The organism is Holdemania sp. 1001095H_141210_F2 (assembly GCF_015558105.1).
GTDB lineage: Bacteria > Bacillota_I > Bacilli_A > Erysipelotrichales > Erysipelotrichaceae > Holdemania.
This window is the reverse complement of record NZ_JADNPO010000025.1, coordinates 34,759-46,079: the sequence shown is the minus strand read 5'-3', so window position 1 is coordinate 46,079 and position 11,321 is coordinate 34,759. Positions and strand designations below refer to the sequence as shown.

At 49.5% G+C, this 11,321-nt stretch carries 8 protein-coding genes; all 8 read right to left on the bottom strand.

Translation table 11 applies throughout. From position 1 onward, the window contains the following. Nucleotides 1–186: 186 nt before the first annotated feature. Nucleotides 187–2,106, bottom strand: a complete 1,920-nt coding sequence (locus I2G61_RS12900) for a hypothetical protein (protein WP_139248627.1) — start codon at nucleotides 2,104–2,106, stop codon at nucleotides 187–189. 127 nt (nucleotides 2,107–2,233) lie between these two features. Beyond that, complete coding sequence (gene rlmD, locus I2G61_RS12895; protein WP_229100759.1) at nucleotides 2,234–3,655, bottom strand: 23S rRNA (uracil(1939)-C(5))-methyltransferase RlmD; 1,422 nt, start codon at nucleotides 3,653–3,655, stop codon at nucleotides 2,234–2,236. Nucleotides 3,656–3,736: 81 nt separating this feature from the next. Continuing rightward, nucleotides 3,737–4,435, bottom strand: coding sequence for a hypothetical protein (locus I2G61_RS12890; RefSeq protein ID WP_195395894.1), 699 nt, complete (start codon nucleotides 4,433–4,435; stop codon nucleotides 3,737–3,739). A gap of 132 nt (nucleotides 4,436–4,567) precedes the next feature. Continuing rightward, a complete protein-coding gene (gene gatB, locus I2G61_RS12885; protein WP_195548319.1) occupies nucleotides 4,568–5,992 on the bottom strand; it encodes an Asp-tRNA(Asn)/Glu-tRNA(Gln) amidotransferase subunit GatB in 1,425 nt (474 codons plus the stop codon). Continuing rightward, nucleotides 5,992–7,416 carry an amidase family protein gene (locus I2G61_RS12880; protein WP_195548318.1) on the bottom strand — a complete coding sequence of 475 codons (1,425 nt, stop codon included), beginning with the start codon at nucleotides 7,414–7,416 and terminating at the stop codon, nucleotides 5,992–5,994. The genes gatB and I2G61_RS12880 overlap by 1 nt, the downstream gene beginning before the upstream one ends. Nucleotide 7,417: 1 nt before the next feature. Next, a complete protein-coding gene (gene gatC, locus I2G61_RS12875) occupies nucleotides 7,418–7,714 on the bottom strand; it encodes an Asp-tRNA(Asn)/Glu-tRNA(Gln) amidotransferase subunit GatC (protein ID WP_195395897.1) in 297 nt (98 codons plus the stop codon). A 198-nt stretch (nucleotides 7,715–7,912) separates the two neighbouring features. Then, complete coding sequence (locus I2G61_RS12870; protein WP_195395898.1) at nucleotides 7,913–8,992, bottom strand: CamS family sex pheromone protein; 1,080 nt, start codon at nucleotides 8,990–8,992, stop codon at nucleotides 7,913–7,915. After that, the gene (gene ligA, locus I2G61_RS12865; protein WP_195395899.1) at nucleotides 8,982–10,973 is read right to left on the bottom strand and encodes an NAD-dependent DNA ligase LigA; all 1,992 of its coding nucleotides are present in this window, start codon (nucleotides 10,971–10,973) and stop codon (nucleotides 8,982–8,984) included. Before ligA ends, I2G61_RS12870 begins: the two co-directional genes overlap by 11 nt. Nucleotides 10,974–11,321: the final 348 nt, after the last annotated feature.

The following is an 11,321-nucleotide window of genomic DNA, read 5'->3' as shown; positions in this document are numbered from 1 at the left end:
TAAATTGCATTTCGCTAAATATCTTTTCTTGTACCCTTTTTTATCTGGTTTCTACAGTTATTTTAACACTTTTACCTCATTATCTGGTTCTTTTTTTATTTTGCTTTCCTCTGTTTCCCCTTTTACTCTGCCCCGTAACTCATTTTCCTCTTCACCTACACTTACTCTTACTATTGACCAATAATTTCAAATACCATAATATAAATTTTTACTTTCTTGTCTAATCCGGATCATTCCTTTTTTTGCCAGAACTTTTGACCCCCAATTAGATACTTTTTGCCAATTGCATCCAACTGCATCTGATATTTGACGAGCATTTTCCGCATGTTCATAATCTAACTCTGATATGTAACCTAAGATTTTTATCTCAACTTCCACATAATTTCCTTTTGTAACAGGAATATCTTTATGGATTATTTCAGTTAAAACTGTGTCGTCATCAAAGCATCTCTTTACTCTAGCTTGACTCACTTCATTTTCTTCATAAATTCTTCCACAAGTTTCACATTTATAGCTTTTTAATTTGTCTTTTATAAAATAACCATCATACTCGCTTAAAACAGAATCATAGATAAATCTGACTGATGTATACTCATCCTTATCAGATGCAAACTTGATTGAATTTTCTTGACATATATCATAATCAATACAATATAACGAGTAATTACCACCATATTTAGATGAACGTCCTTCTTCTAAATAATGAGTCAAAAAATATTCACAAAAAATATTCATATAATCCTTACGAACTGGATCAATTAAAATATGACTTGCAGGTCTACTTGAATTTTTTTGTTTTTCAGCTAGTGCTTTTTGTAGTATATCACTCCACATATCCATGTAAAATCCTGAAAGTAATTGAGTTTTTATTGCGCCAGAAAATTGTTTGAAATAAGTTTTCCTGGTTGCTCGAATTCCATAATTTAATTCCTGCATCCCTATTTTCTTGATATTCTTTGATGCTGTCGTTTGAATCCAAGCATTCTGAAGTATTAACCCAATACTCCTTGGAACTCCCATAGCCTCTGTTGATATCCTCTCAGTAACTGAATCTTTTGACCCTTCAAATACATCATTAAATGATAAGCCTTGACAAAAAAGAGACAGCCTTTTTTCAATCAACTGTTCCATATATAATTGCATACGTTTTAGCGTTGGTGTCAATCCACCAAATCGTTCAACAAATTCATTCAGATCTAAAGGTATCGGATATATATCTCGTCCAATTCTTATTTTATCACCAAAAGAAAATCTGTCAGTAATAACACCAATTTTAAAAAACATATTGACCTTAGAACCTAAGAACTTTTTAATTAGTACAGATAATATTCTTTGTTCTGTATCATTCAAGTCCGAAAACTCATCTAAAAAAACATATATATCATCAATACCTGCTTTGTTACGTATTTCATTTATTTTATTCAAGAAACTTTGTATATCTAGACCTCTTATTTGTTTGTAAGTCATAGAACTTGAATTTTCGATTTCATTCGAACTATTTGCATTAATTTCAGCCCCAGATAGATTTAATTTACCTTGAAAATTTTCACCTACTTTATTCTTATATTCATCATTAATATCCAATTTCCTTGAATTTTGAATAGCTAATCCATTTAATAAGGCATCTTCAATGAACGTAAGATCATCAAACGCTTGGTTTTCTTTTCTAAATTTATTGAGAAATTTCTCATCAAACATTAACCTTAATTGCGCCTTTAAAGATTGAATTATTTGACGTACCATGTGAATTTCAATAGACACTAATTCTGAATTATCACTAAATATCTCATTGCAATTACTAAGATCAATATATATTGGTAATATTTTTTTATCAACGAAATACTCACTCTCCCCTTTCACCTTAGAGGATATTGTTTTTAAACATTCGTAGTATCCCCTCAATAATAACGCAGTTTTCCCCGTTCCTCTCCTTCCTACAGCATAATTATCTTGGCGTTGCAATAACAAACTAAGATTTCCAAACATATCAATATAATAACTATCCAAATCTTTCAATTGGGTGATTTCATTAATATTGATATAGTCTGCTCTCAGAATACTTTCAAATGCTGATCTTACATTTCCGATTTGATTATTTGTTAACATCATCTTTTTCTCCATAACTGTACATTTTCTTTAATTTACATTTGAATATAAAAATCCAACTTCCAAGTCTTTTGCTAAAACGTTCATTTCCTTTACCCCACCACGGTAACCGAAAACATATTTCATCTTAACCAACCACAAAAGCACATCCACATATCCGCCTCCAATCCCCGAAACCCTTTGTTTTACAGCCTTTCCTCTCCAACAAAGCCACAGTCTCCACATGCGTCGTCTGCGGAAACATATCCACCGGCTGCACAACCTCCACGCCATACCCCCGCTCATTCAACACCGCGCAATCCCGTGCCAAGGTCGCCGGATCGCACGAAACATACACAATCCGCTTCGGATTCATCCTGACCAACGAATCAATCGTCGCCCCGTCCAGTCCCTTGCGCGGCGGGTCTACGATCGCCACATCCGGCTGAATCCTCCGCTCCAACAACTGCGCCGTGCACACTCCCGCATCGCCGCAGATAAACTCCGCGTTGGCGATCCCGTTGCGGACCGCGTTCCTCTTCGCATCCTCCACCGCCGAAGGAACAATCTCGATGCCGATCACCCGCTTCGCCTTCCGGGCCGCACTCAATCCAATCGTGCCTGTGCCGCAATACACGTCGATCACCGTTTCCTCCCCGGTTAAACCAGCCAGCTCGATCGCCTTCGTATACAACACTTCCGTCTGGACCGGATTAATCTGATAAAACGACTTCGCCGAAATCTGGAATCGCAGCCCCAACAACTCTTCCTCAATCGAAGCCGATCCCCACAACACGATCTCCCGATCCCCCAGAATCACATTATCCTCACGCTCGTTCACATTCAGGATGATGCTGCGAATCTGCGGATACGCCACAGTCAAACGCTCTATCAGTTCGTCTTTCCCTTTCAGTCTTTCCGATTTCGCGATTAACACAACCATGACCTGCCCCGTCTTAAACGCATGTTTGATCAACAAATGCCGCAACTGCGCCGGATCGCCCGCTTCCTCAATCCAGGACCGCAGCGATCTCAAAATCTGATTCTCCAGTTCGCTGTGCAGGCAGCATTCGTCAAAATCCACAATATCATGCGAATGACTCCGGTAATAGCCGCAGATCACTTTTCCATCCCGATTGACCCCCACCGGCACCTGCACCTTATTCCGATAGTTCCAGGGAAATTCCATCGACAACACCGGCTGAACCTCCACGTCCAGATGTCCGATCCGCTGGAAACAATCCGCAACCCGATGGCGCTTAAACTCCGCCTGCAGCTCAGCCCCCATTATCTGCAGCTGACAGCCTCCGCACTGACGCGCAACGGGGCAGCGCGGCTCGACACGCTGCGGACTCTCTGATAAACGCCGGATCACCCGGCCATAACCCACGTTCTTCTTCATGGCCGTCACACCGATCTCCGCACTTTCCCCCTTCAATAAATCCTTCACGAAGAAACACAATCCTTCATGACGAACTACCCCCAGTCCATCAAACGTATAGTCGACAGCTACTCCTGTAAACACATCATTCTTCTTTAACGCCATTCTCCGTTCCCCTTTCTGAATCATAATTTCAGCTCATCGCAACGATGAAACAACCAAACCTCAAGCCCTAAATCCGATCCAAAAACGAAAAAGGGCTTCCGCCCTTTATTCCTTCGTGTCGTCCTGCGCTTCCGTATCCTCGCCGCCAACGACCTCGTCATCGTCATCCTTCGCCACCTGAGGATTCCGCTTTTCCGCCAGTTCCTCGCGCAGCTGCTGGGCCAGATCGGCATCCAGCGGTTTTGATACGATCTGCGTCGCAGCCTGTTCCATACTGGAGTTTTTCGCGCGGATCACATACACATAATCCTCGGACCCCGATTTATCAACATTGTTGTAGACATGCACTTCCAGGTCATACATCTTCTTGCCATTCGACGCCGTAAAGTAAGTTCCTTCATTCAGCACCGCCGTCACATCATTGTACGCCGTTTCCGACAAAGCACTCGCTTCCTCGTCGCTGATCGAATCCACGGTATCAACATACACCCGCAGCGTCGCCGTCGTCAGTTCCACCGTGACCTTCTCCACCTGGTTTTCACCCTTGATCCGACTTTCGATTTCCGACAGCTGATCCTTGGTGATCGCCGGATCCAGATCGCCCTTGAACCGATCGCCGTTGATCGGCTTCCCCGTATCCATGGACGCGCTGATCAAAATCCATCCCAGAATCGCGCATGGAATCGCGATCAGTACCAAGCCCACAATCAAAATCATTGTGGATTTATCATTCTTCTTCGTTTTATGTTTCTTTGCCGGCGCCGCGGCCGGTTTCTTCTTCACTGTTTTCTTTTGTTCAGACAAAGTCCTTCACTCCTTATCTTTTACTATTTTACAGGAAAAGAAGGGATTTGACCAGTCATTTCCTGAACCCTGCGTTTTTTGTAAGAAAAAGGACACCGAAAGCGTCAGTAACGCCTGGATGTCCCCCTTCAATCAGATTCTTTTCTTCAATTCCTCGACGATCAGCTTGTTGGTCATCGCCGGATTGGCCTGGCCTTTGGACTTTTTCATGACCTGACCGACCAGGAAGCCGACGGCGCGGTCCTTCCCGTTTTTATAGTCTGTGATCGACTGCGGCTGTTCATCCAAAACCTGATTGATCAGCGCGATCAGCGCGGAGGAATCGGACAGCTGTTTCATGCCTTTTTCCTGAGCGACCTGCTTCGGATCCTTCCCCTGAAGCACTTCCTCAAAGACGATCTTCGCCTGCTTGCCGGAGATTTCTCCGCCGACGATCATGTTGACCAGCTCAGCCATCGCCTGCGGCGCAACTGGGTTTTCAGCCAGCTTCGTGTTCAGCTTCGTCAATCCGGCCGGCAGCTCGACGATCACCCAGTTGGCAGCGATCTTGGCGTGCTGCGTGTGCTTCATGACCTGATCGTAATAATCGGCCAACTCCTTATTTGCGACTAACAGCGCGATATCATTTTCCGGCAGCCCCAGCTCGGCATACCGGGCCTGGCGAACTTCCGGCATTTCCGGCATCGCGGCCTGCAGCTGACGAATCCACTCCGGATCGAGCTGGATCGGGAAAATATTCGGTTCCGGGAAATATTTGTAATCCACAGCACCTTCCTTTTTCCGCATTGAGATCGTCGTGCGCGACGCCTCGTCGAAACGGCGGGTTTCCTGAACGACCTGACCGCCTTCGTTTAAGATCTGTGTCTGACGTTCAATTTCATACTCGACCGCTTTCTGGACGTTGCTGATGGAATTGAGGTTTTTAATTTCCGTCTTAACGCCGAATTTCTCAGTTCCGACCGGACGCAGCGAGATGTTGACGTCGCAGCGCATCGAGCCTTCTTCCATCTTGACGTCGGAAACGCCCAGATAATACAGTGTCTGTCTGAGCTTTTCGACATATGCCATCGCTTCTCTGCCGCTGCGGATATCCGGTTCCGATACGATTTCCACCAGCGGTGTACCGGCGCGGTTGAAATCGATCAGTGTACCGGCGTCATAGTGGAACTGCTTCGCTGTATCTTCTTCCATGTGCAGCCGTTCAATCCGGATGATCTTCGGCCCGTTTTCCGTTTCAATCTCGACATGGCCGCGACGGCCGATCGGGTAGAACTGCTGGGTGATCTGGAAGCCTTTCGGCAGGTCGGTATAGTAATAGTTTTTCCGGTCGAACCGCACCAGCGGATCGATCTCCATGTTCAGCGCCGTACAGGCCTGCACCGCCATCGCGACGGCCTGCTTGTTCAGACACGGCATCGTGCCGGGATGGCCTAAATCAATCTCGTTAACGCAGGTGTTGGCCGGAGCGCCGAACAATACCGGAGCGCCGGAGAACATCTTGGTTTTGGTCTTTAACTCACAATGTATTTCAATTCCGATAATGACTTCGTATTCCATTATTCAATTTCCTCCGCTGTGGCGTCCTTCAGGCCGGTGATGTCTTCCATCGCCGCCGCAAAGTCGAACAGGCTCTGTTCATCCCAGGCCTTCGCCGTCATGTTTAAGCCGACCGGCAGTCCCTCGATCAAGCCCATCGGCACCGTACAGCTTGGATAACCGGTAAAGTTGCCGATGACCATGTGATTCTCCGCGATCAGATAACCGTCGGACAATTCGTCCCGGGAGTGGTCGTCCAGCTTCGGCGCGACATCGCTGCTGGCGGGGGCGATCAGAATATCATAATCCTTCATGACCTCCGCGACATTCTCGACGATCAGGCGGCGTACCCGCTGCGCCTGGCGGAACAGCTTTTCCTGATTTTCGACAAACAGACCGTAGCTGCCGATGACAAACCGCTTGCGAATCAAGGAGCCAAAGCCCTTGGTGCGCGACTGAATCATGATTTCTTCCATGCTGCTGCCCGGCTGCTGAACGCCGAACCGGATGCCGTCCAGGTTGGAGTGATTGGCCGTCGCTTCGCAGTTGGCGATTAAGTAGTAGGCCGGCAGGATCGCTTTCAACAGATCCTCGCGCAGACTGACTTCTTCCACTACCGCGCCCTTCGCTTTTAAAGCTTCGACGGTCTTTTCAAACAGGGCTTTCACTTCCGGATTAGCCAGCGCGTCGATCACGTTTTTAAATACCGCGACGCGGCGCCCCTTAATCTCGCTGTTCAGCGCTGCCGCGTAGTCCGGCACCGGTCTGTCAGCCGAGGTCATGTCGCGATCATCCCGGCCGGCCAGCACTTTTAAGGCCTCGGCCGCATCCAGCGCGCTGCGCGTGAAATAGCCGACGTGATCGAGCGAAGAGGAATAAGGAATGATGCCGTAGCGGGAAATCCGGCCATAGGTCGGCTTCATGCCCAGAACACCGCAGAACGACGCAGGCTTGCGCACAGAATCCCCAGTATCGGAGCCGACCGCAAACGGAACGACACCCGCCGCGACTAACGCTGCGCTGCCGCCGGAGGAGCCGCCCGCCATGCGGGTACGGTCATATGGATTATACACCGGGCCGGTCGCCGCCGTTAAATTAGTGCCGCCCATCGCCAGCTCGTCCATCGACGCTTTGGCGATCACCACAGCGCCGGCTGCCTTCAGCTTGTCGACGATGTGCGCGTTATACACCGGAACATAGTTATCCAGAATCTTGCTGGAAGCGGTCGTGCGGACGCCGCGGGTACAGACGTTATCCTTTAAGACCACCGGCATGCCGTAAAACGGTCCGTCCGGAATTGTATTCAGCGCCGCCAGCTGATCTTCAACGTCGACAAACGTCACCACCGCATTGAGCCGCGGCTGGGAAGCCTGTGCTTTGGCCACAGCCGCTTCCACCCGTTCGCGGGCGGTCGTCGTCGCTTTTAATTCACTCATCGTTGCCATTTTACTTCACCACCTTCGGAACCACAATGTGGCATTCTCTGACTTTCGGCGCGTTGGCCAGCGCGTCTTCACGACTGATCACATGATCGACGACATCCTCGCGCAGATAACTCGTCGGTGTTTCAAACGGGTAGACCATCGGTTCCACCCCCGTCGTGTCGATGCTCTCCAGCAGTCTCAGCTGTTTATTCAGCGTTTCGAATTCGGCCGCGATATCGGCGGCTTCCGCGTCGCTGAGATCGAACATCAACCGGTGCGCTAATTCTTTAAAATAAGCGGGATCTTTGATTTCTTCCATCCTTCTTCTCCTTCTTTGCTTCTTCTTTTAGTTGTTTCTTCTTTTCAAGTGCTTCTTCTTCTCAAGTGCTTCTTCTTTTAGTTGCTTCTTCTTTTCCGTTGTTTCTTCTTTTCAAGTACTTCTTTTCTTGCGATCAGGACGTTCCGGCTTTGCTTTCCCTAAGCTGGCTTGTCAATGGCTGCACTCTCAAAGCGGTGGTCAGCTAATATCCAGCACCGTGGTTTTCATCGTGCCTTTTTCGCGGTGCAGAATCATCACGGTTTCTTCCAGCTGCTTGATCTCGATGATCAGCTCCATATCCGTGCTGGAGAAATTGGCCGACAGCTCGTTAAGCAGCTGCATCAGCGAGTAGATCTCCGTGTAGCTCTTGGCCTGAACGGTCACGGTGATCTTGAGATAGTCCGCCGTGTCGTTGGTGTAGCGGGCCTTACCGATGATATTGACATTTTCCGGCATGAAATCCTTGACGCCGGCCTTGACCGTGCTGAATTGGGACGACAACACGCCGTCCAGCGCTGTCGCCTGATCGCTCGGGATCAGCACCCATTGTTCCTCAATCGGCGTGAACTGGCCGCTGCGGCTGGTAAACAGCCCCTGACCGATGAATGCTCCCGGGACGCTGGAACTGGTTGAATTTGAACTGTAAAACGTGATATAGATCGGCAGATCAGCGTCGACTTCGGCTTTGTTGCGGAAGTAGCGTTCCAGTTTGCGGCCGATCGTGCTGGCGTAGGTATACAGCTTGTCCTGCGGGATTTCCACGGTGCTGTCGCCGCTGGTCACAGAGCTGTTCATCAGAATACCGACCGAAATACCGTTGAGCGTTTTCTGGTCTTCCTTCGCGATGAAATCAATCTCAACGATGCCATAAACGATGTAGGGGCGTTCCAGAATAATCGCATCGCTGATCTCAAAGTTGCCGCTGGGATTGAGTCCATAGGAGTGATCGCTGCTTTCGTAGCGCTGCAGCTCCTGGATATCCTCATATTTCAAGATCTGTCCGGCCTGCAGATAATTGTCCTTGACCGGAAAGTGCTGCTTGCTTAATTCGATCAGCTCTTTCGGCATCTGCATCAAATCAAAGCGGCTGTTCGTGTTGCCCCGCCAATACCGGCCTTCGGACAGTTCGTGAGGCAGCAGCGTCTGGTAATCGTCCGAGGAATAGCTGCTGATCACCGTGCCGTCGCCGGTTTCCTCCGGCGCTTTCGGGGAGCAGCCGGCCAGGCTCAGCGTCAGGCAGAGAACCAGCGGAATCAGGCCCCAGCGGTTATTCCGCATGGCGGTTGACCTCTTCCATGAATTCGCTTTCCGTCATCGTCGCGACCCCCAGGCTCTGGGCTTTCGTCAGCTTGGAGCCGGCGTTTTCACCATAGATCACAAAATCAGTGCGCTTGGAAACGCTGCCGGACACCGTAGCTCCCAGATGCTCGAGCAGCGCCTGAGCTTCCGGCCGGGTCATCGTCGCCAGGGTGCCGGTCAGTACGACCGTCTTGCCAGTGAAGATCGTTTCCACCTGTTCCTCTTTCAGACAAATCATATTCAAACCGTGGCCGATCAGTGCTTCGATCAAATGCTGGTTGGCTTCATCATGGAAGAAGTCCAGCACAGTCTGAGCGGTGATCGCGCCGATGTCCTTGATTTCTTCCAGTTCTTCATAGGTTGCCTGCATCAGGGCCTGCATCGTTTCAAACCGGTAGGCCAGAATCTTCGCGGCCTTCTCGCCGATCTGGCGGATGCCTAAACCGTACAACAGCTTCTCCAGTGAATTCTGCTTCGAGTTCTCAATCGCCTCCAGCAGGTTATCGGCGCTCTTCTTCCCCATTTTCGGGGTTTCGAGAATTTCGTCGTAATGATCCTTCAGGTTGTAAATATCCTCGACGGTGTTCAGCCATCCCTGGGAATGAAACAGCTCCACGCGTTTGACGCCCAGTCCGTCGATATTCATCGCGTCGCGGCTGCAGAAGTGAGCGATCGACTCGACAACCCGCGCCGGACAGTCGTTGTTGATGCAGAAGTGATGGGCTTCGTCAGGATAACGGACAAGCGGCATCCCGCAGACCGGACAAACCTTTGGAAAAACATACGGCACTTGCGAGCCGTCGCGTTTTTCCGGCACGCTCGCGACAATTTCCGGGATAATATCGCCGGCCTTGTGGACAACAACGTAATCGCCGATCCGGATATCCTTATCCCTAATCATATCTTCGTCGTGCAGCTGCGCGAACCCAACACTTGTCCCTGCCAGACGCACCGGCGTCAGCTGTGCGTTCGGCGTGATCTTGCCAGTCCGGCCAACTGTGACGAAGATGTTTTCCAGCCGCGTCACCGCTTCCTCTGCCGGGAATTTATACGCGATCGCCCACTTTGGGGTTTTCGCCGTAAAGCCTAACTGCTGCTGCTTTTCATAATCGTTCACCTTGATGACGATGCCGTCGATCTCATACGGCAGATCGCTGCGCATTAACGTCAGATCCTCGACAAACTGCCACACTTCCTCCATATTGCGGCACAGCCGGTTCAGCGGATTGATCCGGAAGCCCAGGCTGTGGATGAAATCGAGCGATTGTGAGTGCTGATGATGTCCCAGCTGCGGCCCCTGCGGGACATGGTACCACAAAGCGTCCAGACCGCGGGAAGCCGCAACTTTTGAGTCCAGCTGCCGGATCGAGCCGGCTGCCGCGTTGCGTGGATTGGCAAATTCTTCCTCGCCGTTTTCCCGGCGCTTCTGGTTTAAGCGTTCAAAGCTGGCCTTCGGCATGTAAACCTCGCCGCGGACTTCCAGCTCGCCTTCATAATCAATTTCCATTGGAATCGACTTGATCGTGCGGACGTTATGTGTCACGTCCTCGCCCACGACCCCATCGCCGCGGGTCACGGCATACTGAAACCGGCCGCCCTGGTAATTCAGCGACATCGCCAGACCGTCGATTTTGCATTCGCAGCAATATTCCACCGGACCGACTTCGGCTTCCGCTTTGCGGGCAAATTCAAAAAGTTCTTCCTTGTTGAAGACGTCGCCTAACGAAAGCATCGGACGTTTATGCGTAATCTTATTAAATTCTTCCAACACCTGACCGCCGACACGCTGGGTTGGGGAGTTGGGATCGAACAGTTCGGGATGCTGCTGTTCAAGGGTAATCAGCTCCCGCATCAGTTGGTCGTACTCCGCATCGCTGACGGTCGGATGGTCCAGCACATGATATTCGTAGTTATATTGATTCAGCTGCCTGCGCAGCGCGAGAATGCGATCTTCGCTCATCACTGTACCTCCTGAAATATCCAGTTTATTATAGCATAAGAACAAATGTTTTCTTCATCATCTTTACCAAGTTTACGCAATCTAATCGTTCCCAGGCCGCTTCTTTTCACTTTCCTTTTACATCCCGCTTCCTCGCAGCGGGCTCCCGCGATCAAACCTGTAGGGCTTAACGAATTTGACTGATCAAATCTGCGACTGCGCGCTGCGCTCCTCAATGCCTGTTTCCCAGAGCCTCTGGTTCATGATAGAAGCTCAGAAAAAGCTTGGAGCCAAAGACCGCATGAAATACCCTCCGGTTTCCCTGATTCCGGGAGCGCGGAGGGTCTTCTGTTTTTTCTGCATTCAATC

What these genes read in the sequence shown, in the direction of transcription:
- rlmD (WP_229100759.1), bottom strand. Translation starts at nt 3,655, where the DNA reads ATGATTCAGAAAGGGGAACGGAGAATGGCGTTAAAGAAGAATGATGTG.
- I2G61_RS12870 (WP_195395898.1), bottom strand. Translation starts at nt 8,992, where the DNA reads ATGCGGAATAACCGCTGGGGCCTGATTCCGCTGGTTCTCTGCCTGACG.
- gatB (WP_195548319.1), bottom strand. Translation starts at nt 5,992, where the DNA reads ATGGAATACGAAGTCATTATCGGAATTGAAATACATTGTGAGTTAAAG.
- gatC (WP_195395897.1), bottom strand. Translation starts at nt 7,714, where the DNA reads ATGGAAGAAATCAAAGATCCCGCTTATTTTAAAGAATTAGCGCACCGG.
- I2G61_RS12880 (WP_195548318.1), bottom strand. Translation starts at nt 7,416, where the DNA reads ATGGCAACGATGAGTGAATTAAAAGCGACGACGACCGCCCGCGAACGG.
- ligA (WP_195395899.1), bottom strand. Translation starts at nt 10,973, where the DNA reads ATGAGCGAAGATCGCATTCTCGCGCTGCGCAGGCAGCTGAATCAATAT.
- I2G61_RS12900 (WP_139248627.1), bottom strand. Translation starts at nt 2,106, where the DNA reads ATGTTAACAAATAATCAAATCGGAAATGTAAGATCAGCATTTGAAAGT.